This window comes from Lentisalinibacter orientalis, from assembly GCF_040706535.1.
GTDB lineage: Bacteria > Pseudomonadota > Gammaproteobacteria > Steroidobacterales > Woeseiaceae > Lentisalinibacter > Lentisalinibacter orientalis.
This window is the reverse complement of record NZ_JAPDRJ010000005.1, coordinates 212,049-234,589: the sequence shown is the minus strand read 5'-3', so window position 1 is coordinate 234,589 and position 22,541 is coordinate 212,049. Positions and strand designations below refer to the sequence as shown.

24 protein-coding genes are annotated in these 22,541 nt (G+C 67.4%); 7 read left to right on the top strand and 17 right to left on the bottom strand.

What is annotated here, in order from left to right; all coding sequences use genetic code 11:
- Positions 1-71 precede the first annotated feature (71 nt).
- Together ACJMK0_RS16845 and ACJMK0_RS16840 are read left to right on the top strand one after the other, a co-directional pair.
- Complete coding sequence (locus ACJMK0_RS16845; protein WP_405240072.1) at positions 72-884, top strand: helix-turn-helix domain-containing protein; 813 nt, start codon at positions 72-74, stop codon at positions 882-884.
- A complete protein-coding gene (locus tag ACJMK0_RS16840) occupies positions 881-2,170 on the top strand; it encodes a choice-of-anchor B family protein (protein ID WP_405240070.1) in 1,290 nt (429 codons plus the stop codon). Before ACJMK0_RS16845 ends, ACJMK0_RS16840 begins: the two co-directional genes overlap by 4 nt.
- Here the strand turns inward: ACJMK0_RS16840 and ACJMK0_RS16835 are convergent.
- Positions 2,167-2,589 carry a nuclear transport factor 2 family protein gene (locus tag ACJMK0_RS16835; protein WP_405240068.1) on the bottom strand — a complete coding sequence of 141 codons (423 nt, stop codon included), beginning with the start codon at positions 2,587-2,589 and terminating at the stop codon, positions 2,167-2,169. The two genes, ACJMK0_RS16840 and ACJMK0_RS16835, sit on opposite strands and share 4 nt — an antisense overlap.
- Before the next feature lie 279 nt (positions 2,590-2,868).
- On the opposite strand from ACJMK0_RS16835, the gene ACJMK0_RS16830 reads away from it, so the two are divergent.
- Entirely contained in the window at positions 2,869-3,840 is a 972-nt protein-coding gene (locus ACJMK0_RS16830) for an NAD(P)-dependent alcohol dehydrogenase (protein ID WP_405240300.1), read from the top strand.
- A gap of 27 nt (positions 3,841-3,867) precedes the next feature.
- On the opposite strand, the gene ACJMK0_RS16825 is transcribed toward ACJMK0_RS16830, so the two are convergent.
- Entirely contained in the window at positions 3,868-5,178 is a 1,311-nt protein-coding gene (locus ACJMK0_RS16825) for a metal-dependent hydrolase family protein (RefSeq protein ID WP_405240067.1), read from the bottom strand.
- A gap of 138 nt (positions 5,179-5,316) precedes the next feature.
- Here ACJMK0_RS16825 and ACJMK0_RS16820 point away from each other — a divergent pair, with 138 nt between their 5' ends.
- Positions 5,317-5,739, top strand: coding sequence for a UrcA family protein (locus tag ACJMK0_RS16820; protein WP_405240065.1), 423 nt, complete (start codon positions 5,317-5,319; stop codon positions 5,737-5,739).
- A 28-nt stretch (positions 5,740-5,767) separates the two neighbouring features.
- Here ACJMK0_RS16820 and ACJMK0_RS16815 read toward each other — a convergent pair whose 3' ends face one another.
- Genes ACJMK0_RS16815 through prmC form a run of 3 tightly spaced genes read right to left on the bottom strand, consistent with a single transcriptional unit; the run spans position 5,768 to position 7,907 of the window.
- Entirely contained in the window at positions 5,768-6,502 is a 735-nt protein-coding gene (locus tag ACJMK0_RS16815) for a HesA/MoeB/ThiF family protein (protein WP_405240063.1), read from the bottom strand.
- A 14-nt stretch (positions 6,503-6,516) separates the two neighbouring features.
- Positions 6,517-7,014 (bottom strand): peptidylprolyl isomerase, encoded by a 498-nt coding sequence (locus ACJMK0_RS16810; RefSeq protein WP_405240061.1) that lies wholly within the window; start codon positions 7,012-7,014, stop codon positions 6,517-6,519.
- Positions 7,015-7,037: 23 nt separating this feature from the next.
- A complete protein-coding gene (gene prmC, locus ACJMK0_RS16805) occupies positions 7,038-7,907 on the bottom strand; it encodes a peptide chain release factor N(5)-glutamine methyltransferase (RefSeq protein WP_405240059.1) in 870 nt (289 codons plus the stop codon).
- Between the two features lie 129 nt (positions 7,908-8,036).
- On the opposite strand from prmC, the gene ACJMK0_RS16800 reads away from it, so the two are divergent.
- A complete protein-coding gene (locus ACJMK0_RS16800; RefSeq protein WP_405240057.1) occupies positions 8,037-9,416 on the top strand; it encodes a pyridoxal-phosphate dependent enzyme in 1,380 nt (459 codons plus the stop codon).
- Complete coding sequence (locus tag ACJMK0_RS16795; RefSeq protein WP_405240055.1) at positions 9,413-10,579, top strand: cystathionine gamma-synthase; 1,167 nt, start codon at positions 9,413-9,415, stop codon at positions 10,577-10,579. The genes ACJMK0_RS16800 and ACJMK0_RS16795 overlap by 4 nt, the downstream gene beginning before the upstream one ends.
- A gap of 156 nt (positions 10,580-10,735) precedes the next feature.
- Here the strand turns inward: ACJMK0_RS16795 and ACJMK0_RS16790 are convergent, their stop codons facing one another.
- Positions 10,736-11,116, bottom strand: coding sequence for a GFA family protein (locus ACJMK0_RS16790; protein WP_405240054.1), 381 nt, complete (start codon positions 11,114-11,116; stop codon positions 10,736-10,738).
- A 29-nt stretch (positions 11,117-11,145) separates the two neighbouring features.
- Positions 11,146-11,625: a GNAT family N-acetyltransferase gene (locus ACJMK0_RS16785; protein WP_405240052.1), complete on the bottom strand. Its 480-nt coding sequence runs from the start codon at positions 11,623-11,625 to the stop codon at positions 11,146-11,148.
- A gap of 81 nt (positions 11,626-11,706) precedes the next feature.
- Here ACJMK0_RS16785 and rsgA point away from each other — a divergent pair, with 81 nt between their 5' ends.
- Positions 11,707-12,765, top strand: a complete 1,059-nt coding sequence (gene rsgA / locus ACJMK0_RS16780) for a ribosome small subunit-dependent GTPase A (RefSeq protein WP_405240050.1) — start codon at positions 11,707-11,709, stop codon at positions 12,763-12,765.
- A gap of 8 nt (positions 12,766-12,773) precedes the next feature.
- On the opposite strand, the gene ACJMK0_RS16775 is transcribed toward rsgA, so the two are convergent.
- From ACJMK0_RS16775 to ACJMK0_RS16730, 10 genes are all read right to left on the bottom strand, one after another.
- Positions 12,774-13,046, bottom strand: a complete 273-nt coding sequence (locus tag ACJMK0_RS16775) for a DUF167 domain-containing protein (RefSeq protein WP_405240048.1) — start codon at positions 13,044-13,046, stop codon at positions 12,774-12,776.
- A 4-nt stretch (positions 13,047-13,050) separates the two neighbouring features.
- Positions 13,051-13,191: a hypothetical protein gene (locus tag ACJMK0_RS16770; RefSeq protein WP_405240046.1), complete on the bottom strand. Its 141-nt coding sequence runs from the start codon at positions 13,189-13,191 to the stop codon at positions 13,051-13,053.
- 153 nt (positions 13,192-13,344) lie between these two features.
- Entirely contained in the window at positions 13,345-14,127 is a 783-nt protein-coding gene (locus tag ACJMK0_RS16765; RefSeq protein ID WP_405240044.1) for a hypothetical protein, read from the bottom strand.
- Between the two features lie 384 nt (positions 14,128-14,511).
- Positions 14,512-14,931 (bottom strand): hypothetical protein, encoded by a 420-nt coding sequence (locus tag ACJMK0_RS16760; protein ID WP_405240043.1) that lies wholly within the window; start codon positions 14,929-14,931, stop codon positions 14,512-14,514.
- A 65-nt stretch (positions 14,932-14,996) separates the two neighbouring features.
- The gene (locus ACJMK0_RS16755) at positions 14,997-15,686 is read right to left on the bottom strand and encodes a hypothetical protein (RefSeq protein ID WP_405240041.1); all 690 of its coding nucleotides are present in this window, start codon (positions 15,684-15,686) and stop codon (positions 14,997-14,999) included.
- A 50-nt stretch (positions 15,687-15,736) separates the two neighbouring features.
- Positions 15,737-16,357, bottom strand: coding sequence for a LysE family translocator (locus tag ACJMK0_RS16750; RefSeq protein ID WP_405240039.1), 621 nt, complete (start codon positions 16,355-16,357; stop codon positions 15,737-15,739).
- A gap of 36 nt (positions 16,358-16,393) precedes the next feature.
- Entirely contained in the window at positions 16,394-16,843 is a 450-nt protein-coding gene (locus ACJMK0_RS16745; RefSeq protein WP_405240038.1) for a pilin, read from the bottom strand.
- Positions 16,840-17,247 (bottom strand): hypothetical protein, encoded by a 408-nt coding sequence (locus tag ACJMK0_RS16740; protein ID WP_405240036.1) that lies wholly within the window; start codon positions 17,245-17,247, stop codon positions 16,840-16,842. Before ACJMK0_RS16740 ends, ACJMK0_RS16745 begins: the two co-directional genes overlap by 4 nt.
- A 27-nt stretch (positions 17,248-17,274) precedes the next feature.
- Entirely contained in the window at positions 17,275-19,620 is a 2,346-nt protein-coding gene (locus tag ACJMK0_RS16735) for a tetratricopeptide repeat protein (RefSeq protein ID WP_405240034.1), read from the bottom strand.
- A 73-nt stretch (positions 19,621-19,693) separates the two neighbouring features.
- Positions 19,694-22,411 (bottom strand): protein kinase domain-containing protein, encoded by a 2,718-nt coding sequence (locus ACJMK0_RS16730; RefSeq protein WP_405240033.1) that lies wholly within the window; start codon positions 22,409-22,411, stop codon positions 19,694-19,696.
- Positions 22,412-22,541: the final 130 nt, after the last annotated feature.

Sequence of the window (22,541 nt, the reverse complement as noted above, 5' to 3'; positions counted from 1 at the left end):
CAATTACCTCGCAGGTCATTGAACCCGCTGGCGCACGGCGGGGATAGTCGCTCTCGGGGGAGGGAGTCCTTATGCCGCCTGTTCAAGCCCGGAAGTTCCCGTCGCTCTGCCGCCAGTGGCGTCGTTTCAGGAAGCTCTCGCAGCTCGACCTGGCGCTGGCGGCCGACGTCTCGCAACGCCACGTCAGCTGGCTCGAGACCGGCCGCAGCACGCCCAGCCGCGAGATGGTGCTCCGCCTGTCGGATGCCATGGAAATCCCGTTGCGCGAGCGCAACGTCCTGTTGCGCGCCGCCGGCTACGCGCCGGTGTACGGCGAGAGCGCGCTCGACGAGCCGGTCATGCAGCCGGTGCTGCAGGCGCTGAAGGGCATCCTGGATCATCACGAGCCGCTGCCGGCCGTGGTCGTGGATCGCCTCTGGAACGTTCGGATGCAGAACCGGGCGGCGGAGAGGCTGCTCGGTGCGGGGGGCGACCCGGGAGCGATGCTCGCGGAGGTCGTCGTGGACGACGCGCTGAACCTGGCGCTGCTGACCGTGCATCCGCAGGGACTGAGACGCTTCATCGTCAACTGGGACGAGGTCATGCCGTCGTTCGTGCGCCGGCTGCGCAGCGAGGCGATGGCGACCGACGATCCGAAAGTGCAGAATTGGTTCTCGCGCCTGCTCGAGCTGGCGGGGCCGGTGGCGGAAGGGGGTCCGGTCATGGAGAGCCTGCTGCCCGTCCTGCCCCTCGAGCTGAACATCGACGGCCTGGAGTTGAGCCTGTTCTCCGTGATGTCGACCTTCGGCACGCCCCAGGATGTCACGACCGACGAACTCCGCATCGAAGCGTTCTATCCCACGGATGCGAAGACGGCGGACTTCTTCACGAGGGTAGCCTCATGACACGCGCAGCCATCCCGACGATCGCCGGTCTATGGATCGCGCTTGCGCTGACCGCCTGCGGCGGCGGCGGAGGCGACGGAGACACGGCGCCGGCCCCGGCGGCGCCGGACCCGCCGCCCACGCTCTCCACCGGGCCCGACGATTGCGTGGCCGGCGCAGCCGGCGGCTTCGCCTGCTCGGGGGTCTCTCTCGCCTCGCGCGTGCCGATCGCCGAGATGGGCGGCAACGCGGGCAACGACGTCTGGGGCTGGGCGGACCCGCAGACCGGCGCGGAGTACGCGCTGATGGGCCTGACCAACGGCACCGCGTTCGTCGACGTGACCGATCCCGCGGCGCCGGTCTTTCTCGGCAGGCTGCCGACCGAGACCTTCAACAGCACCTGGCGGGACATCAAGGTGCACGACGGCCACGCCTTCATCGTGGCAGATGCCGCCGGCGCCCACGGCATGCAGGTGTTCGACCTCACCCGGTTGCGCGGCGTGACGGCGCCGCAGACCTTCGCCGCGGACAACGTCTACGTGGACATTGGCTCGGCGCATAACCTGGCCATCGACGAGGAGAGCGGCTTCGCCTACGCCGTCGGCGCGGAAGGTCCCGGCGGCTGCGACCACGGCCTGCACATGATCGACGTGCGCACGCCGATCAACCCGATGTTCGCCGGCTGCCACACCGCCGTCGATACCCACGATACCCAGTGCGTGGTCTACCGCGGTCCGGACGCCGACCACGCCGGCAGCCAGGTCTGCTTCGGCTCGGCGAACCTGGACGGCCCGGATCCGGCGGCGCCGGCGGACGGCGTCGCCCGGCTGGAGATCGTCGACGTGAGCCTCAAATCCTCGCCGCTGCAGCTGTCACTGACCGCCTATCCGGAATCGGGTTACGCCCACCAGGGCTGGCTCACCGAGGATCACCGTTACTTCCTGCTCGGCGACGAGACCGACGAGTCGCGCCGCGGCGTCCCCACGCGGACCCACGTGTTCGACGTCTCGGACCTCGACGCACCCCGCTTCCTGTTCGCCTACGAAGCGCTGACCCCTTCCATCGACCACAACCTCTACGTACGTGGCAGCCGGGTCTACCAGGCGAACTACACCTCCGGCCTGCGGATACTGGAGTTCGGCGACCTCGCCGCGGGAGGACTGCAGGAGATCGCGTACTTCGATACCTATCCGGACAACGACGCGGTGGAATTCTCCGGCGCCTGGAGCGTCTACCCCTGGCTGCCGTCGGGCAACGTCCTCGTCAGCGATCAGCAGTACGGGCTGTTCGTGCTGACGCCCGACTAGGCGCTTTCCGGCGCGGGCGCCTCCCGCCGGTGCCACCATTCCTGCAGCGAGGTGCACAGCACCGTGCCGTCGTCGGCGCGGCGGAATTGCAGGCGGAACACGCCGTCCAGCCGGACCCGGCTGCCGTCCCGAACGCGGGTGAACGACGCCTGCCAGTGCGCGAAGCACTGATCGCGGGCCGCTGCCCAGACCCTGTGCTGGAAAGACACGTCTTCCTGGGCGTCGGAGGCGCCTTCCTGCCAGTAGCGCCGGATGGCATCGCGCCCCTGCATCGGCGGTTCGAAGGGGTCCTCGTGGTAAATCGCGTCCTCGGCGAACAGCGCGGTGACCGCGTCGGCGTCGCCCGTTTGCCACACCTCGCCGTAGCGCGCCAGCCACGCATCTGCCTGCTGTTCGGATATGTCGGAGGCGTTGGTCATGATCGTCTCCAGATGAGTGTGATGCGACCATGACAGCGATTGTCCGGATGCCTGTCAATCGGCCTTCTCGAGTGCCGGTCAGTACTCGCGTCCCGGAGCGTTTAGAATGCAGCGGTCCACGCTTTCGTGGTCGCCCGGGAGAGCAGCATGAAACTCCGCTACAAGATCCTGACGGGAACGGTGGCCGTTCTCGTCGTCGCGGTGGCGGCCATCGCCTTCCTGCTCAGCCACGAGGCGCCTTGCCCGGAGACGCCGCCGGGTGCGGAGTCCGGCGACGCAATGCGGGCGTGGGTCTATCGATGTTACGGCACCACCGAGGTGCTCAGCCTCGAGCGGCTCGATCGGCCGGTGCCGGCCGACGACGAGTTGCTGGTCAGGGTGGCCGCCGCAGCCGTCAATCCCTACGACTGGCATTTCATGACCGGCTCGCCCTATTTCATGCGGCTCATGACCGGGCTGAGCCGACCGAAGGAGATTCGGCTCGGCGCAGACTTCTCCGGGACCGTGGTCGCGGTCGGGGCGGACGTGACGCGATTCTCTCCGGGAGACGAAGTCTTCGGCGGCGCAAGCGGCTCGTTCGCGGAATATCTCACCGTCGCGGAAGACGGTCCCGTGGCGGCGAAGCCGGCGAGCGTCTCCTTCGAACAGGCGGCCGCCGTCGGCATCGCGGGCTTTACCGCCATCCAGGCGTTGCGGGATCACGGTGCGCTGGAACCCGGCGAGGCGGTGCTGATCAACGGCGCGTCCGGTGGCGTCGGTACCTTTGCCGTGCAGATCGCCCATGCCATGGGCGCCGAGGTCACCGGCGTCTGCAGCGCAGGAAAGATGAACCTGGTGCGATCCATCGGCGCCGATCACGTCATCGATTACCGGCAGCAGGACTATACGGACGGCGAGCGTCGCTACGACGTCATAATCGACCTCGTCGGCAACCGTTCCGTACGGGCGAATACGCGGGTCCTCCAGCCCGATGGCCGGCTGGTGATCGTGGGCGGTCCCAAGGGCGACTGGTTCGCGCCCCTGAAGCCGATGATCGATTCCGCGCTGATGTCGCCGTTCGTCGACCAGCAGGTGGGCACGATGCTCGCCTACATGACGCAGGACGATGCGGTCCGCCTCGGCGAGCTGATGCGCGATGGCGCGCTGACGCCCGTGGTCGACCGCAAGTTCGCTCTGGACGAGCTCCCCGCCGCCATCGAGTACTGGAAGTCCGGCAAGGCGACGGGCAAGGTTGCGGTCACCATGCGGTGATCGCGCCCGGTCGCCCCGGGCATTCTTTCACGGCGTCTTGAACACCTTGCCGCCCTTCATCACGAAGTCCACGTCCAGCAGTTCGGCGATATCGTCCAGCGGCGAGCCGTCCACCGCTATGACGTCGGCGTATTTGCCCGTCTCCAGCGTGCCGAGGTCGTCCGTCATGTCGATCAGGTCCGCGGCGTTGACGGTGGCGGCCACGATCACGTCTTCCTCGCTCATGCCGGCCTCCACCATGAGCACGGCTTCCTGCGCGTTGTCGCCGTGCCTGGATACCCCGCTGTCGGTGCCGAAGGCCACCTTCACGCCCGCCCGGTGCGCTCTGGCGAAGTTGTTCTGCATCTCCCGGCCGACGCGGATGGCCTTCTCACGGATGGCAGGCCGCATGAAATCCGACTCCTCGGCCATCTGCTTCACCGTGGCGCCGGCCAGCAGCGTGGGCACCAGGTAGGCGCCGGTCTCGCGGAACAGGGCGATGGCCTCGTCGTTGACGTAGGTGCCGTGCTCGATGCTGTCCACGCCGGCCTCCAGCGCCGCGATGATGCCCTCGGCCGCGTGGGCGTGAGAGGCCACCTTGCGGCCCATGCGGTTGGCGGCCCGCACCACCTCGCGGAGTTCGTCCGTTTCCATCTGCTGGCCGGTGCCGGTGGCGCGGTCGGTCAGCACGCCGCCCGTCGAGGTGATCTTGATCAGGTCCGCGCCGTATTTGATGGCGTCGCGGGTGGCGCGGCGGCAGTCGTAGGGGCCGTCGCAGATCGAGGCATCCGTGTAGAACTCCATCAGTTCCGGCTTCATGCCGCTCACGTCGGCGTGTCCGCCGGTGATGCCGACGCCGCCGGCGGCGATGATGCGCGGCCCCTCGATCCAGCCGTTCTCGATGCCGTCGCGCAGCGCGTACATCTCCTGCTCGGAGCTGCCGACGTCGCGCAGCGTCGTGAATCCCGCCTCCAGGGTGCGCATCGCATACATGACGCTGCGCATCTGCATCTGCTGTGGCGAGAGGCGGAGAGCCTCGCTGTCGTTGCGGGGACCGAGCTCGCCCTGCAGGTGCACGTGCATGTCCATCAGACCGGGCAGCACGAAGTAGTCCTTCAGGTCCACCACCTCGACCTCGCCTTCAAAGTCGGCGGGGTCCGCGTAGCCTTTTCTCACCTCGCTGATGCGCTCGTCGACGATGACGATCGTGCGCTCCCGCACCGGCGGCTGGCCGGGCACCGCCAGCAGCGTGCCGGCGTGGACGAGTTTGGTCGCGGCGGCGGAGGCGGCGGGCGGGCCGGCCGCGGTGGCGGCGACGAGGAGGGGCAGAAGGACGGACAGAAGGGGACGACGTAGCATGAAATCTCCCGGTGTTCGGCTGGATCGGATGCGGCGGGAGTATAACGCGCACTAGTCAGTATCCCCTATTGACCCTCATCGCGTCCCCGGCCTTACAGTGGAGACGAGGGGGCAGGAACCAGCCCCAAGGAGGGAAAGATGAGGATTCACCGGTATCTGACACTGAGCGCGCTGCTGCCGGCAGCGGCAGTCCTGGCGACGGGCGCCGTCGTGACACCGGCGCATGCCCAGGGCGACGAAACCGAAGTGATCGAGGAGATCGTAGTGGTGCGGGCGCCGATCGAGCGTCGCACCGTCGAGCCCGCCGGGCCCGGCCAGCCGAAGACCGAAGTCATAGAGCTGAGCCGTCAGGTGAGCTTCGCCGACCTGGATCTTACGCGACACAAGGATGTCGAGCAGCTGCGCGGCCGTATCCAGGAGACCGCGGAACGGGCCTGCGAGCGGCTGAACCAGATGTTCCCCGTCACGCGCGACGGCGTGCAGGGCACCGCCCGCTGCGTGAAACGGGCCGTCGCGGACGCCGAGAAACAGCTCGAGACCGCGATCGAAGCCACCGAGTAGGCGCCGACGAAATACGCTGCGGGGTCGGTCAGAGGCCGCCGCATACCGGGCAATCGGGGCGCTTCCGCAGGCGGATGCGCCGCCATTCCTCCGTGATGGCGTCGTAGAGTGCCAGCTCGCCGGCGTGCACGGGCAGGCCGGCCACGAGCTTCATGACGGCGCCGGCCATGGCCAGGCCGATCAAGCCGGGCACCGGGGCGAACACGCCGTTGCCCTGGCAGTCCTCCAGGGACTCGTCCGCCTCTTCGTAGATGCAGCGGTAGCAGGGCTGGTTATCGTAGTCTGTGAAAACGGCCAGCTGGCCCTCGTAGCGGATGGCCGCCCCGCTCACCAGCGGTGTCCGCGCGGCCACGCAGGCCGCGTTGACCGCGAAGCGGGTGGTGAAGTTGTCGCTGGCGTCCACCACCACGTCCGCCTCCCGCACGGCAGCCGCCAGGGCCTCGCCCTCCAGCCGCCGGTCGATCATCTCGTGGCGCACGGCGCCGTTGATGATGTGCAGCCGGGCGGCGGCGATCTCCACCTTCGGCTTGCCGATGTCGTCGGCGGTGTAGAGGAACTGGCGGGCGAGATTGGTCTCGTCGACGGTGTCGAAGTCGTTCAGCACCAGCTGGCCCACCCCGGCAGAGGTGAGATAGGCCGCGACCGGGCAGCCGAGGCCGCCGATGCCGACCACCAGCACGCGGGTGGTGGCGAGCCGTCGCTGCCCCTCGGCGCCGAACCCGGTCAGCGGCAGATGCCGCGCGTAACGCAGCGGGGTGCTCAAGGCCCGGTCTTCGCTCAGCCTTGCGCGCTGTCTTCGAGGCGCGCCGAGACGATCTTCACCGGTTCCACCGGCACGTCGCTGTGTCCACCCCGGTTGCCGGTCTCGACGGCCGCGATCCTGTCCACTACGTCCATGCCATCGGCCACCCTTGCGAACACGGCATAGCCGAAATCGCGGGAGCCGTGGTCCAGGAACGCGTTGTCCTTCAGGTTGATGAAGAACTGGGACGTGGCGCTGTCCTTGTCCTGGGTTCGGGCCATCGACAGCGTGCCGCGCAGATTCTTCACGCCGTTGTCGGCCTCGTTCGTGATCGGGTCGCGGGTGGGCTTGCGGCTCATGTCCTCGGTGTGGCCGCCGCCCTGGATGACGAAGCCGGGGATGACCCGGTGGAAGATGGTGTCGTCGTAGAAGCCTTCTTCCACGTAGCGGCGGAAGTTCTCCGTGCTTACGGGTGCTTCCTCCGTCATCAGCTCTATCCTGATGTCGCCCAGGCTCGTCTCGAAAATGACCACTCGCTCTCTCCTGTTACTGGCTGTCAGGCGTCCGGGAGCCGTGCTTCCGTGACGCGGTCGGCGCCCGCGAGGTCTCGCCGGCAGGCGACGACCTCCAGACCCACGGCCCGGAGGATACCCGCAACGCCCGCGGCCTGCATGGCGCCGTGCTCGATCAGTGCCCGTCCGCCGGGGGTCAGGTGAGCGGGCAGGCCCGCCGCGATGCGCCGGATCTCGTCCAGTCCGTCCGCGCCGGCCGTGAGCGCTCGCCGGGGTTCGAAGCCGAGCGCCGCGTCGGCGAGCGCCGGGTCGTCCTGCGCGACGTAGGGAGGGTTCGAGACGATCAGGTCGCAGCGCTCGCTGCCGAGGGCCGTGAACCAATCGCTCACGACGAAGCGGACGCGTCCGGGCACGAGGCGGGCGGCATTGCGCCGGGCGACGGCGAGCGCCTCCGCGCTGGCGTCCGTCGCCGTCACCTCGGCCGCGGGCCGCTCGCTGGCGATGGCGACCGCTATCGCACCGCTGCCGGTGCCGAGGTCCAGCACCCGGCAGCGCTCACCGCGGGGGATCAGTTCGAGCGCCCGCTCCACCAGGATCTCGGTGTCCGGCCGGGGGATCAGCACGGCGGGCGTCACCTCGAACGCCAGCGACCAGAACTCCCGCGTGCCGGTGATGTAGGCCAGCGGCTCGCCGGTCAGACGACGGGCCAGCCAGGCATCGGCCTGCGCCTTCGCGCCGGCGGCGGGCGTATCGTCCCGGTGCGCAATCAGCCAGCTGCGGTCGCGGCCGAGCGCGCGTGCGAGCAAGAGCTCCGCGTCCAGCGCCGGGCTGTCCGAGACGTCCGCCAGTGCCGCCCGTGCGCGCCTGAGCCAGCCACCGATGTCGTCCGCCCCGTTGTGCATGCGCTCGTTCATGAACCGCCCCGGGCGCGGTGTCCGCCGCGCTGCCGCCTGGCGGCGCATGCTACCGGCAGGACGCCCGGCCCGCTAGCCGCCGTGCACTCATCGCGTAGAATGGCGCCCATTCCGAAAGGGGAAGCCCTGATGAAAATCTATTCGAACGTGCTGGAGATGGTGGGCCGCACGCCGATGCTGGAGGTGAGCCGCTTCGACACCGGCCCCTGCCGCCTGTTCCTGAAGCTCGAACTCGCCAACCCCGGCGGCTCCATCAAGGACCGCATCGGCATCTCCATGATCGAGGAGGCCGAGAATCGCGGCGACCTGAAACCGGGCGACACCATCGTGGAGGCGACGGCGGGCAACACGGGCATCGCGCTCGCGCTGGTGGCCGCCCAGAAGGGCTATCATCTGGTGCTGGTGCTGCCGGACAAGATGAGTCAGGAGAAGATCTTCAACCTGCGCGCCATGGGCGCCGAGGTGGTGCTCACGCGCTCGGACGTCGGCAAGGGCCATCCGGAGTACTACCAGGACCTCGGCAAGCGTATCGCGGACGAGCGGGGCGCCTACTTCATCAACCAGTTCGGCAACCCGGACAACCCGCTGGCCCACGAGCGGACCACGGCACCGGAGATCTGGGAGCAGATGGACGGCGACCTCGACGCCGTCGTGGTGGGCGTCGGCTCCAGCGGCACCATCTCGGGGATGTCGAAGTACTTCCGCGAGCACGAGACCGGCGTGAAGATGATCCTGGCCGATCCCGAAGGCTCCGTGCTGGCCGACTACGTGGAGACCGGCGAGCTGGGCGAGAAGGGCAGCTGGCTGGTGGAGGGCATCGGCGAGGACTTCATTCCGTCGATCTGCGATCTCTCCGACGTGGATGCGGCCTACACGATCCCGGACGCCGAATCCTTCGCCATGGCCCGGGAGCTGTTGCTGCAGGAAGGCATCCTGGCGGGGTCCTCCTCCGGCACGCTGCTGGCGGCCGCGCTGCGCTACTGCCGCGAGCAGACCGAGCCGAAGCGCGTAGTCGCCTTCGCCTGCGACACCGGCAACAAGTATCTCTCCAAGCTCTACAACGATTTCTGGATGGAGGACAACGGCTTCATCAGCCGGCCGCATTACGGTGACCTGCGTGATCTCATCGGCCGCCTGCACGGCGAGCAGGCCACCATCACGGTGGGCCCGTCCGACGTGGTGACCACTGCCCACAACCGACTGCGCAACGCGGGCATCTCGCAGCTGCCGGTGATGGAGGAGGGCAGGCTGGTGGGCGTGCTCACCGAGGACGACATCATCCGCTTCGTCTTCGGCCATCCGGAGCTGATGCACGCGGCGGTGGCAGACGCCATGCAGACCGCCTTCATCCGGCTCGACAAGGACACCAGCGTTGACAACCTGGTGGCGATGCTGCAGGTGCAGCCCTATGCCGCCATCACCGACGGCGACGAGTTCCTGGGCCTGATCACGCGATCGGACGTACTCAATTACCTGCGCAAGCAGAGCGGACAGGTGGCGACGACATGAGCAGCGACAGGAACCTGAAATACGGCTTCGCGACGCGGACCATTCACGCCGGCCAGTCGCCGGATCCCTCCACCGGCGCCATCATGCCGCCGATCTATGCCACCTCCACCTACGTGCAGTCGAGCCCCGGCAGGCACCAGGGCTACGAATACTCGCGCACGCAGAACCCGACGCGGGCGGCCTGGGAGCGCTGCATGGCGGATCTCGAGGGCGGCGCGGGCGCGTTCGCGTTCGCCTCGGGGATGGCAGCCATCGCCACGGTGCTGGAACTGCTGGATGCCGGCTCCCACGTGGTGGCTATGGACGATCTTTACGGCGGCACCTTCCGCCTGTTCGACGGCGTGCGCAAGCGCTCCGCGAATCTCGACTTCGATTTCGTCGACTTCACCGACTGCGACGCCATCCGCGCCGCCATCCGGCCGGAGACGCGCATGCTGTGGCTGGAGAGCCCGAGCAATCCGCTGCTGAAGCTGGTGGACATCGAGGCGGTGGCGGCGATTGCCAGGGAGCATGACTGCCTGCTGGTGGCCGACAACACCTTCGCCACGCCCTGGAGCCAGCAGCCGCTCGCGCTCGGCTGCGACATCGTCGTGCACTCGGTCACCAAGTACCTGAGCGGTCATTCGGACATGGTGGGCGGCATCGCCGTGGTCGCCACCGACGAGCTGGCGGAGCGCCTCGCCTACCTGCAGAACTCGGTGGGCGCCATTGCGGGACCGTTCGACAGCTTCCTCGCGCTCCGCGGCGTGAAGACGCTGGCACTCAGGATGCAGCGTCACAACGACAACGCGGGCGCCATCGCCGAATGGCTGGTCGGCCGCGACGAAGTAGCAGAGGTGGTCTACCCGGGGCTCGTGAGCCATCCCCAGCACGAGCTGGCCGCGCGGCAGATGCGCGGGGGCGGCGGCATCGTCACCTTCTTCATGAAGGGCGGCCTGGAGGAATCCCGCCGCTTCCTCGAGCGCTGCGAGGTGTTCGCCCTGGCCGAGAGCCTGGGCGGCGTGGAAAGCCTGATCGAGCACCCGGCCATCATGACCCACGCCTCCATACCGAAGGACAAGCGCGAGGCGCTGGGCATCAGCGACACCCTCATCCGGCTGTCGGTGGGCGTGGAAGACGTGGACGACCTGATCGCAGACCTGGAACAGGCACTGACGATGTAAGAGGGACTCGTAGGAGGGGCTTGTAGGAGGGGCTTTAGCCCCGATCCATTAGAAGAATCGGGGCTAAAGCCCCTCCTACAGCCCCTCCTACAGGCACCCTGTGGGAGCGCCTTCAGGCGCGATACGCCTTCGGGCCTGAAGGCCCTCCTACATTAGTCATTGCGGGTTCTGCGGCAGGCCGTCGGCGATCTCGTAGTAGTCGCCCTTGTCCGCCACGAAAATGTGCAGGCCGAGCTTCACGCCGGTCGGGCCGTCGAAGGCGCCCATGGCGATGCCGAACTCGTCTTTCCCGATCGCATCCCAGAACAGGAACGACCCGCAGGTGGAGCAGAAGCCGCGCCGCGCCTTCTCCGAGGCCTGGTACCAGGTCAGGTTGTCCTCGCCGTGGATGGTGACACGGCTCTTCGGGACGTCGGTCGCCGCCCAGTAGTGGCCCGACTGCTTGCGGCACTGGGAGCAGTGGCAGGCATCCGGCGTGGCGAGTTCGCCGCTCACCTCGAAGGTGACGGCGCCGCAGAGGCAGGATCCCTTGTGCATGATCGTATTCTCCGTTGCTGGTTCAGTGATCATGGCCGGGTCACGACCATGAGGTGATAGCCGCGGCGGATCTCGACCTTCTCGAAGCCGCAGCGCTCGTAGAGCGGGATGGCCGGGTTCTCGGGATGCACGGTCAGGGATACCTGCTCGTGGCCCGCTCGCCACGCGCGGCCGAGTGCCTCGCGCATCAGCGGCTCACCGAGGCCCCGGCCCTGATACGGCGGTTCGAGCGCGATGCCGAGCTGCGGCGTCGTGTCGTCGACGGAAGCCAGGCCGACGCCCTCGGGCAGCACGCGCATCCAGCAGGCGCCGGCGTCGCTGCCGTCCACCACCGCGACGGCGCCGATATCGGTCGGCTGCCCCCAGTCTTCGGCGTAGATGCGCACGCCGGGATCGTCGAGCACCTCGCGGGGCCGCAGGCCGGCCGGCGGCGGGTCCCACAAAGCGATGTGCAGCCAGTCCCAGAGGAGCGACTGGTCCGATGCGCGCAAGTCTCTGAATTCGATCATCGGGTCCTCGGCCTGTGTGTCGGGAGCATCGCACAAGCGCTAATATGCCGCCATTATCCCGCCAATAGCACGGGACATCCCATGAACAGCGAATTGCGAAACCTCGGCCTGACCCCATTCTTCGCCGTCCAGACGACGGTGGAGGAACTGGAGGATGGGCGCATCGCGCGGGTCTCTCAGGTGCAGCGGTCGGTGCTGCGAGTCCTGGACGGTGCCGGCGAGAAGACGCTGCCGCTGCCCGCCGACTACCCGTCGGCTCCACCGGAGGACCGGCCGACCGTCGGGGACTGGGTCGTGCTCTCCGGCGGCGGATCGAGGATCGACCGCGTGCTGGAGCGCAAGAGCCTCTTCCGGCGCGTCGCCGCCGGCGAGAGGGCCGAGCTGCAGCTGATCGCCGCGAACGTCGACATCCTGTTCGTCGTCAGTTCCTGCAACGAAGAGTTCAAGGAATCACGCCTCGAGCGCTACCTGGCGCTCGCCGGCGAGGCCGGCGTGCTGCCCGTCGTCGTGCTGACCAAGATGGACCTCGCGGAGGATGCGGATTCCTACGTCGCCCGGACCCGGAGCGTGCAGGCGGGCATCCCCGTCGTCACGCTGAACGCGCTGGACGCAGAATCCTTCGGCGACCTCCGTGCCTGGATCGAGCCGGGGACGACGGTGGCGCTGGTGGGATCATCCGGTGTCGGCAAGACGACGATACTGAACACGCTCATGGGCGGGAGCGTGGCGGCGACGGCAGCCATCCGTGAGGACGACAAGAAGGGGCGTCATACGACCACCTCCCGTTCGCTGTATCGGCTGCCGGACGGAGGCGTCGCGATCGACGTGCCGGGCATGAGAGAGCTGAAGGTCGCCGACGTCGGGGATGCACTGGGCGCCGTATTCGAGGATATCGGGTCGCTGGCCCGGCAATGCCGGTTCGCCGACTGCCGCCACGGGTCGGAGCCGGGTTGCACCGTGCGCGAGGCGATCGCGGCCGGGCAGCTGGACGAGCGCCGGCTGGAGAACTACCGAAAACTGCAGCGCGAGAGCGCGCGCCACACGGCTACGCTTGCGGAGACTCGGCGCAGTGACCGGGAATTCGCCAAACAGGTCAGGCAGGTCACGGCGCTGAAGCGGAAACGGGGCGAGGCCGACTGAACGGCTGCTCAGTCGCCGGCCTTGCCGAGCTGCCGCAGGACATCCGCCTCGCTCGCCCCCTCGATCTCGACGACCTTGTTCGGCGAGCCGCCACCCGACACGATCCTGACGCCGGCCGGGGACAGTCCGAGCTCCGCGGCGAGCAGTGCCGTCACGGCGGCATTCGCCTTGCCCTTCTCGGGCGCTGCCGTCACGCGGACCTTGAGCACCGGACCCAGCCAGCCGACGACGCCCGCGCTGCTGGCGCCGGGTACCACCTTCACCCTGAGTCGGATGGCCATCGGCCTACCGTTGCGGGACATTCCGCTGAACGTTGTCGGTATACATCCGCTTCTCGCCTGCGAAGCGTTCGTAGAAATCCCGATGCGCGTGGTAGGAGAACACGTCTTGCCGTTCGGTGTAGTCCCGGATCCAGCCGATCAGCATGTCGAGGTTCGCATCCTGGGCTGCCTTGCTCTCGTACTTGTGCGGCTCCCGGGGCAGACTCGCCGGGAGCGGTACCGCGTGGATTGCCGTGATGTTGCGTCACGACACGGTACGGGCTCCCGGCGATGCCAGTGGATTGGTCAGTCGGGTCGATCAGTCCTCGGCAGACGCACTCAGATCACCGCGTTCCATCCAGACCGTATCGCTGGAGCCGGTGAATCCCGACTCGAACTCGGCAAACAGAGCGTCGGCGGCCTCCGAAGAGCCCATTTTCCCGGCTAGGAACTCGTAGAAGGACGGATCCGACGGTTCCATATCCGCCCAGTTCTCCGCGGGGGTAACCAGCATCAGCGTCGGTTCACCGCCGATCCGCGACAGCCAGAGCCATTGATGATCCTCGTCGGCCCAGCCCTGTTCTTTCGCGATGATGCTGAAGCGCTTGCGTGCGTCGTCCGGACCCGGGCCCGAGCCGGTTTTCCACTTCCAGCTGGTGACCCAGTAGTAGCGGAACGGACCGGCGTCCTCCGGCATGTGGCTGTGTTCCCAGTCGTTGCGCTCGAGGTAGTGGTGATAGTGGTCGACGTACTGGTGTACGTTCTCGTTCCAGTGCGCCGACAGGCCCTTCTCCACGGCCTCGGCGTTGATCGTGTCGATGCCGGCATAGTCGTGGCAACAGGAGCGGATCTGGTACATGTTCATCTTGTCGCCGACGACGGGCGTATAGATCGTCCACTCGGCCGACTCGCCCTGGTCCACGCGATACTGTGCATGGGCCTTGAGAGCCGCCTCGAACTTCGTTTCCATCCCTTGCTTCGGCACCATGATCCAGACATCGGTCAGCGGCGGAGGTGATTCGTGATTGTCCGCCGCCGCGGATAGCGGCAGGGCGAAGGCGAACGCCAGCAATACCGCCGGCGATAACTTGCGGATATACATAGGATTAGTCCCCCGTTTGTTGTTGATTATTCTGCGCGGCGCCTGAGCGGTCAGGTGCCCGTGTGCCCGAGTATACCCCGTTGATGGCAGGCCGGATCGTTGCCGGAGATCAGGGGCGATCCGTCTGTCTCCGCGGAATGGCGGTCAGCGCGATTACCGCGGCAACACTCGTGCGCCGGACCATCGGTCATAGGGCGTGCGTCCGCTGGTCGACAGCGTGACCAGCCACCAGACGGGCCCGGCCACTGCCACGGCGGCCGGCATCCACACCCAGGCCGGGAAGCCGCCTTCCCCGGAATAGACGGCCTGTTGGGCCACCGTATGACCGAACTCCCAGGGCGCGAACTTGGCGGCGTTGCGGCGCAGGGCCGCGGCGGCGTGCAGTCATCCCGCCTGTTTGATGGCGCTGCCGATCCTCGTCGCCGCGAACGCCATCGGGAAATACGCCAGCACGAGATCGGCGACCACGAACCAGGTCGGTGCCGGTATCATCCGCGCCGCCGCGATGCCGCCCGCGAAGAACACCGCGCCGACGGCCCACGCGGCCGCGTTGCGGTGGCTGCCGGCGAAGAGATGCGCCGCGGTGGCGCCGACCAGCGTGCCGACGGCATGCGCGAGGAAGGGAAACAGGAAATGCCGTGGCTGAAACAGGTGAGCGGATGCCGCGACCGACTCGGTATTCGTGACATCCACGCCTGCGGGGGCCGGCACGATCGCCGATCCCAGCATCACCAGCGCCATGTTGACGAGTCCGCCGATGAACACACCGGCGACGACGGCAAGAATCACGCGCAGAATCTTCATGACGTGTCTCCTCGAGCGGCCCCGGCAGCGGGGCGGGACGCCCTAGCTTACCTTGCGGGAGGACGTCAAGCTTCGGCGCCGGGCCGTCCCGTGTCCTCGGCCGTCACCGGTACGCTGCGGTAAAACAGTGCGCCCAGCAGCAGCACGACGATGAAGAACGCGCCCACATAGCCCGCGATGCCGATGTTGCGGAGCGCCATGTCGCCGGCAATCACGCCGCTCAGTCCGGCCAACGCAAGCAGCCCGCTGACGAGCATCGCCGTCCTGATCGAGAGCGCCAGCCGACTCCCGGTGAACACGCCGGCGGAACAGAGCATGGAAAGCGCGAAGAATACGTCCCAGGCCAGAATATCGATGGCGTAGGCGAGCGAAGGCCATTCGAACGAGAGCAGGAGCGGCAGACTCTCGTGCGCCGCAAACTCCGCCTGCCGACTCAGAGTCAGGATTGCGAAGTGCACCGTGCAGGTAAGCGCCGCCGCAATGGCCATGAAGATCGCCGCTGCGAGGCTGAGCGCCTTCCGCCGGGCCGGCGCCCAGGAGTGAACCGCGACCATCAGCAGGACCATCGCAGGCATCATCAGGAGGATCAGAACCTCGAGCAGCGTGAAATACGGATCGCCTATTGGCTCGTCACGGGACTCGAGCGAAGCGAAGCCGGCAGCGAGCGTGATGGCGTACGCCAGCAGCAAGGCTGCGACGAGCGATGCGGATCCGATACCGAGGCGACGGGCTGTCGCGCCGTACTCAGCGGCCATTCATATCCGCCCCGCATGAGGGTGCGGACGTGCGCGGCCGCTGCGCACAGTCACGCTTTCGCAATGATATAGCTCCCGGCCCCGAGCATGATGGTTCCCGCCGTCTTCCTGGCTGCGCTTTCGAACTTTAATTCTCTCGCCATCATCGCCAGCTTTCGGGCCGATAGCGCATACAGCATCTTCACGCCGCCGACGCTCGCGACCGTGATACACACGATCGTCAGCACGTCCGCGGCTCGAAGCGCAGACAAGTCAACGAACAGGGGAAAAAGGCTGAGATAGAACAGGATGGCCTTGACGTCCCCCAGGGTCAGAGCAAAGCCTGCGAGAAAGCTGGCCGCGACACTCCCACCACTGTTACCGGCGTGCGCCGGGACGGTGGTCCCGGGTTTCGGTCTCAGCAGCGAGAGACCAAGCCAGAGAAGGTATATCGCTCCCAGGTACCTGATGACCAGGAACAGGCTGCCGAGGGTCTCGGCGAGCACCGACAGACCGAACACCGCCAGCCCGATAAAGACCACGTCACCCAGAACGATTCCCGCGGAAACGGCTACCCCATTACCCACACCCAACGTCGCCGACCGGGTCACGACGAGTGCGACACTGGCGCTCGGCAGGGCGGCAAGCGACGCCATGATGCCGAAGAGGGCCAGTGTCTCGATGAGGCTCATTGCCGGGATAGTGCCAGTCTCCGGCACTGCCGGCCATCAGTCGATGTCGTCGACCGGCGCACCGCTGACGTCGCGGTCCTCCGCAGGTACCTCCAGCGAACGATTACGCACCCACTGGATACTCTGTTCCGACGTCACTCTCGGCGAGAACACCACGGTCTTGCCGAGGAGCGTCGGATGGGCTTCGCCGCCGAAGGTAACGAACACGTGTCCGTCCGTGACGTCGAGAGCGGCCACCGGGCCGGTCCGGGTATCGGCGGGCGACGGGCTCATGCCCGTCTCTGTGCGGTCGGCGGGGAAGGACCGGTTGTTCCGCCACACTTCCTCGATCGCTGCCCGGGCGGCAGCCGATATGATCCAGGCCATTTCGATGTCGCCGGCAACGGCGGCTTCCTCGTCGTCGGACTGCGCAGCCGCGACATGGGAGAAACCGACGGCGGCAATCAGCAATGCTGCCAGCTGCAGTAATCGGAAACCGGTCTTCACGAGGGACCTCCTTGATCATCCCGCCAACGGTGGCGGACCAGGCGTTGTCCGACGATGGCTCCCGCCAGAGCGCCCGCCACGTTCGGCAGCAGGAACAGGCTATTTTGTGCAGCGATGCCGAAGAAATCGCCCTGGCCGGCGACGGTCGCGATCGAATGAAGGATATAGATGACGAAGAGCCAGAGGGTGAAGGACAGACAGACCGCAGGGGCGACGAAGTTCCTGCGCGCGACCCATGTTCCCGCGAGCGCCGCGACGAATATCATCGCTGCACTGGTGAGTATCGCGGCGCGCGGCGTGACGTCGAACGGCGGGAACAGCGAGCCGAGGGCACTGATGAGGAAGAGCGTGCCGATCGCCGCGGCAACACCGAGCCCGATGCGTTTCATTATCTCGACAGACATCACGAATCCGCGCGGCCCCTCGCCGCGTCACAGCTTAGCCAGCAACTCCTCCGCTTCCTGCCGGTGCACGTAATCGGCATCGGCAGCCGACCAGACTTCCAGCGCGGATTCCAGCAGCGGTCTCGCGCGCGCCGGGTCACCCTCGCCGATATGGATTCTGGCCAGCGTCAGCTTGGCGAAACCGTAGGTAGGGAACACTTTCAGCACGCGCTCGAGTACGTCGCGTGCCTTCTCCGGCGCGCCGGCCTCAAGGTACAACTCGGCGATGCCGACGTACACCGACGAGGAGCTAAGGTTGCCGACCAGCACCTGCAGGATCGATTTGTCCAGCAGCTCCCGCGCCCGGTCGACTTCGCGGATGGCTGTCTCGAAGTCTCCGTCCCAGATCGCGATCCTCGCGGTCTCCGTGGCGATGAAGGACTTGAAGATTTCGGGGTACTGGCCCATCGACTGCCGGCTCATCGCCGCGCGTTCCCGGAACGCCTCACGATCGCCGGTGCGCGCGTGGATCTCCGTGTAGGTGAAGTTCATGAACGAGTCGAAGGGCGGCTGCAGCTGTGCGGATATCGCGTCGGCGTTCGCGAGGGCTTCGTCGAACCGTCCGAGCAGCAGCAGCAGGCTGGAGCGCTGATTCTCCAGGTTGATCAGGCGCACCATCGGCGGCACGAAGGTCCTGCTGAGTTCGACGATCTCCGCGTGCAGCGCCAGCGCACGTTCGATCTGTCCGCGCACCAGCGCGATCTCGGTCTGGGCGCTGAGCACTTCGACCCGCTGTTCCGGGTTGAGCGAGTCGCTCAGCTGCGCGGCGAGACGCTGTTCGGCCGCGGCGTAGTCGCCCCGGGCCGCCTCGATGCGGGCCAGCGCCAGCTCCGAGGCACGGGGGTCGTCCGCCAGCACCGCGGCATCCTCGAGCGATGCCCGGGCCTTGTCCAGCTCTCCGGCGGCCTGGTAGACGGCGGCCAGCTGTTGGTGCGCGCCGGCGCTGTCCGGCCGGCTCTCCAGGTACAGCCGCAGGTAATTCGCCGCTGCCTCGTAGTCACCTCGTTGCTGTTCCAGGCCCGCCATCTGCCGATAGACGCTGACCGCCAGCGGGTCCAGCTCCAGCAGCCGGTCGTAGGCCGCTCGCGCCTTCGCCAGTCCCTCGTCGCCGCCCTGCAGCCGTGCCAGGCGTGCCTGCTGCTCGTAGGCCTTCGTGCTGTTCGGCTGTACCTCCGTCCACATGTCGAGCACCCGCAGTGCGCGTTCGTAATCGCCGTCGAAGACGTAGCGGTTGGCTCTCAGTACGAACCGGCTGGTCTCCGAGAGACGGTAGCTGTTCCTGAGGCCCGCCGCCGCGGCGGCACGCGCGGATTCGATGTCGCCTGCCAGGTAATAGGAGACCGAGAGTTCGCCGCTGGCTTCGGCGAAATTGGGGTCTTCCTCGAGCGCCTGACTCAGCTCCGCGATGCCCTGCTCGAAGTCGTTGTTCAGGCCGATCGCAACCACGCCGGCGGTGTAGTGACGCAACGCCTGGAGCGAGTGGCTGAGATGCTGCGCGACCGGGTCGTCGCTGCGGTTCTCGCCTGGCGAAACGTCCAGGTAATCCAGGAGTGCCTCACTGACGTCGTCGACGCCGGCCAGCCAGTCATCGGCGGATACCGTGTGAGTGCCGATCTCGTCGCCGCTCTCCGCATCGATCAGCGTGGCGGTGATGATCAGCGTGTCGTCGTCGGTCCTGAAACTGCCGGTGACGAACGCGGCGCTGCGACGGTCTCTCACGATCTTTACCCGCAGTGCGGGCGGTTCGTCGCGCAGCGTGTCGTAACCGCGGTCCCGGAGTTCGTTCTTCATCGACGTGGAATCGAGCGGCGTCTCCACGGTGATCACCGGGGATACCCGGTTCATGTCGTGGGAGAGCATCAAGGGGAGGCCGTAGGTCAGCCAGTCCAGATCGTTGTTGCCGGACCGGTTCTCCCAGAAGAATGCGACCACCTCCCGATGATAGCCCTGCCGGGCCACTTCGTATTCGCGCACGGCGCCGGTCTCGTCCGTGACCTGCACCGTCTCGGTGGCCGCCTCCACCAGCAGCGACGGACCCGTGAAGTACAGTATGCCGACGGCAACGGCTGCGTTCAGCGGGATGAACACCCGCTCGGTGCGGGTCCAGCGGTCCTTGCCCGGCGCGCCGTGGTTGTAGGCGAACAGGATGACCGCCGGCAGCATCACCAGCATGGCGACGAACACATAGGAGGTGAGGTTCGGCGGCAGGGCGGAGCGCTCGGTGACCCAGTCGCCTAGCTCGATGACCAGCCACGACGCCGCGATGTACATGCCGACAATCTGCGGCACGCGCCGGTGCATCAGGTTGTGCAATACCGATCCGTCGGCGGACATCGGCCGGACCTCTCTCCCTTCTGGCGGCGAGTATAGCCCATCGCCGATTGTGACTGGTGCGGGCGGAGGTCGGTCAGCTTGCCTGGCCGAGTGCCCGTCGGAACGGCGCGATGATCCAGTCCTGCATGCCGTCGCGCTCCATGGCCGCGATGGTCTTGCGCAGCAGTGCAATGCCTTCCTCCTGACGGCCGTCGAGCAGCATCACCCAGCCTCTGAGCGCATCGATGCGCGCCGGCCATTCGTCGCCCGGGCTCCCTGCGGCGAGTTGCGCGGGATCGAGGCCGTCGATGAGCGCGGACGCGGCGCGGCCGTCGCCTGCATCGAGCAGCCCCTGCGCCAGGTAGTAATTCATCACCTGGACGCCGGGAGTCCCGGGGCCCATCATCCGCTCGAAGACGTCGCGGGCAGCGAGCAGCTTCGGGATCGCACTCGCGGAGTCGCCCACCTGCACCAGGATGACCCCTTCGTTGCCGCCGGCCATCACGCAGGTCAGATGGTCGGGGCCCTGGGCAGCGCAGGCCGTCTCGCGGACGGCGCTGATCAGCGGCAGCGCTTTCGCCCAGCGGCCGCCGGCCGCATAGAGATTGCCGAGCACGCTCTTGCCCTCGGCCACCTGGTTCGAAGCAGGGCCGAAGGCCTCCGCCAGCGCCGGGATGGCCTGATCGAGTACGGGCTCGGCCTCGTCGAGCCGGCCCGCATGCAGCAGCGCAGCGCCGTAGTGCAGCCGGGCCGTCGCACGGCTCGAACCGGCGACGCCTGCCTCGACGAAGCGCGCTTCATCCTGCAGCTGCTCCAGCAGCTCGACCGCCTCGTCCTGACGGCCGGTTCTGACATACCCCTGTGCGAGATCGAGGACGAGGCCGTGGCGTGCCCGCGCGTTATCCGGCGCCACACGGTCGAGCAACGCGAGCGCTTCCTCGTAGTGGGCAACCGCCGGTTCGATCTGTGCCTGCATCAGGTGCAGTCGTCCGCGCGCCCGTGCGGCGGCCAGGGCGACGGTGTCACTTTCTGCCGGCAAGGCCGCAGCCGCCTCGTCCGCCTTGTCGATGACCTCGGTAGCCTCGGCATACGCGGAAGCGTTGACCAGCGATTCGCCGAACCGGTAGCTCGCTTCGAGCGTGCGCGGGTGACCTTGACCGAGCATCGTCGCCAACAGGGATGCAACGCGTCGGCGGTGTTCCGCGGCGGTGCGGAAATCCTGCAGGCCCGTGTAGATTTCTCCGGCGGTCTCGCGGATGGTCGCTTCCATGGCGGGGTCGGCAGCGAAGCGCGCCTCGATACGATCGGCGGCGTGTGAGAGGGCGTCGCGCAGGGTCGCGTCGTAACCGGCTCCGGGCTCCCGTGGGTCGGCGTTGATCATGATGTCGCGCAGGAACGCAGCCGTGGCCTCGGCGCGCGCGGCCTGTTCCTGCGCCGTATGCTGAGCGGCTCTCGCGCGCAGGAATAACGTGCTGCTGGCTGCTACGCCGACCAGCAGCACGATACCGGCCGCAAGCGCCCAGGGTCGGCGCGAGCGCGCACGGTCGAGCGCCACCTGCGCGGCGAGTGCGCGGGATTCGGCATCATCGACCCGTTTGCGTTCCGCCCGGCGCTCTTCCAGTCGGCGCAGGCGCTGCGCCAGTTCGGCCGCAGAGGCGATACGCTGCGCGGGGTTGCCTGCGGTCGCCCCGGCGATGTCTTCGGCGATGAGTTCGTCGGCGATATCGCTCTCCCAGCCCGTCGTGAGTGGCTTACGGAGATCGCCGGCGAGAATCTGGTACAGGAGTACGCCGAGGGAATACACGTCGCTCTTGATGGTCGCCGCCTCGCCGGCGATGATCTCGGGGGCAATGTACAGCGGTGTGCCGAAGCTCGAATCGCTCACGGAGTCGAGCGTGAGTCCCAGTGGCGTCACCCCAAGCTCGTCCAGCCGTCCGGGCTCCATCAGGCGGCCGCTGCCGAAATCGGTGAGTCGGACCCGCCGGGTGCCGTCGCCGGCTTCGTCGAGCAGTATGTTGGCCGGTTTCAGGTCCTTGTGCAGCACGCCGACGTCGTGGGCCGCGGCAACGGCCTCGATCGCCTGCAGGGCGAGACCCAGTCGTTCGGCCGCGGGCAGCTCGGCGAGTCTGCCGTCATCGCCGGTCCAGGCGGGCAGACTCAGCCCGCCATATTCGCACTCGAGGAAGAACGGTTCGGTCTCGAAGTTCCAGTCGATCACACGGGCGATATCGGCGCGCTCGCCGAGCGTTTCGCGCATGACGCGCGAGAGAGTGGCCTCGCGCTTGAGAGCGGCGAGCCGTTCGCCGTCAGGGCTGAACTTGTAGACCCGGTGCTCGCCGGTCTTGTCATGGCGCGCGAGCCAGACCTCGCTGCCGTTATCGGACAGCTGGTGAACAAGCCGGAAGTTCGGCCGGCCCGGTACCGGCTGGTCGGTCTCCAGGTCGAACCGGCTGACGAGGCGTCGGCCCGTCGCCATGCGTTCCACCTTGCCGTCGATGCGGTATCCGACTCGCGCCTTCGTCACAATGAGGCCGGCGTTCGTCTCGCCCAGGGCCTTGCGGAGCTTGGTCACCGCGTTGGCGAGCACATTCTCGACGGTGACGCGGCCCTCCCAGACCGTGTCGAGCAGTTCTTCCTTGGTGACGACCTCGCCGGCGTGGCGCAACAGGATGCCGAGCACTTCGAGCGGCCGGCGCTCCAGTTCGACGGGCAGGCCGCCCACCCGCAGTTCGAACCGCGATTCATCGAACTCCGCCGCGCCGAAACGGTAGAGGTAAAGCGCCCCGTGGCGTGACGGCTCCGAATCGCTCATGGGAAGCCTCGCTCCCGAGATGGAACGCAGCCAGGGGGATTCTCCCGGACGCCAACGCGTCCCGCGCATCTTGCGTCGCCACGTGGGCAGCCACAACCCCCTGATCCGCCGAAATAATCTAGCGCGTTAG

Coding starts and splice junctions, on each gene's coding strand:
- ACJMK0_RS16845 (WP_405240072.1), top strand. CDS start 72: ATGCCGCCTGTTCAAGCCCGGAAGTTCCCGTCGCTCTGCCGCCAGTGG.
- ACJMK0_RS16840 (WP_405240070.1), top strand. CDS start 881: ATGACACGCGCAGCCATCCCGACGATCGCCGGTCTATGGATCGCGCTT.
- ACJMK0_RS16835 (WP_405240068.1), bottom strand. CDS start 2,589: ATGACCAACGCCTCCGACATATCCGAACAGCAGGCAGATGCGTGGCTG.
- ACJMK0_RS16830 (WP_405240300.1), top strand. CDS start 2,869: ATGCGGGCGTGGGTCTATCGATGTTACGGCACCACCGAGGTGCTCAGC.
- ACJMK0_RS16825 (WP_405240067.1), bottom strand. CDS start 5,178: ATGCTACGTCGTCCCCTTCTGTCCGTCCTTCTGCCCCTCCTCGTCGCC.
- ACJMK0_RS16820 (WP_405240065.1), top strand. CDS start 5,317: ATGAGGATTCACCGGTATCTGACACTGAGCGCGCTGCTGCCGGCAGCG.
- prmC (WP_405240059.1), bottom strand. CDS start 7,907: ATGAACGAGCGCATGCACAACGGGGCGGACGACATCGGTGGCTGGCTC.
- ACJMK0_RS16800 (WP_405240057.1), top strand. CDS start 8,037: ATGAAAATCTATTCGAACGTGCTGGAGATGGTGGGCCGCACGCCGATG.
- ACJMK0_RS16795 (WP_405240055.1), top strand. CDS start 9,413: ATGAGCAGCGACAGGAACCTGAAATACGGCTTCGCGACGCGGACCATT.
- ACJMK0_RS16790 (WP_405240054.1), bottom strand. CDS start 11,116: ATGCACAAGGGATCCTGCCTCTGCGGCGCCGTCACCTTCGAGGTGAGC.
- ACJMK0_RS16785 (WP_405240052.1), bottom strand. CDS start 11,625: ATGATCGAATTCAGAGACTTGCGCGCATCGGACCAGTCGCTCCTCTGG.
- rsgA (WP_405240050.1), top strand. CDS start 11,707: ATGAACAGCGAATTGCGAAACCTCGGCCTGACCCCATTCTTCGCCGTC.
- ACJMK0_RS16775 (WP_405240048.1), bottom strand. CDS start 13,046: ATGGCCATCCGACTCAGGGTGAAGGTGGTACCCGGCGCCAGCAGCGCG.
- ACJMK0_RS16770 (WP_405240046.1), bottom strand. CDS start 13,191: ATGCTGATCGGCTGGATCCGGGACTACACCGAACGGCAAGACGTGTTC.
- ACJMK0_RS16765 (WP_405240044.1), bottom strand. CDS start 14,127: ATGTATATCCGCAAGTTATCGCCGGCGGTATTGCTGGCGTTCGCCTTC.
- ACJMK0_RS16760 (WP_405240043.1), bottom strand. CDS start 14,931: ATGAAGATTCTGCGCGTGATTCTTGCCGTCGTCGCCGGTGTGTTCATC.
- ACJMK0_RS16755 (WP_405240041.1), bottom strand. CDS start 15,686: ATGGCCGCTGAGTACGGCGCGACAGCCCGTCGCCTCGGTATCGGATCC.
- ACJMK0_RS16750 (WP_405240039.1), bottom strand. CDS start 16,357: ATGAGCCTCATCGAGACACTGGCCCTCTTCGGCATCATGGCGTCGCTT.
- ACJMK0_RS16740 (WP_405240036.1), bottom strand. CDS start 17,247: ATGTCTGTCGAGATAATGAAACGCATCGGGCTCGGTGTTGCCGCGGCG.
- ACJMK0_RS16735 (WP_405240034.1), bottom strand. CDS start 19,620: ATGTCCGCCGACGGATCGGTATTGCACAACCTGATGCACCGGCGCGTG.
- ACJMK0_RS16730 (WP_405240033.1), bottom strand. CDS start 22,411: ATGAGCGATTCGGAGCCGTCACGCCACGGGGCGCTTTACCTCTACCGT.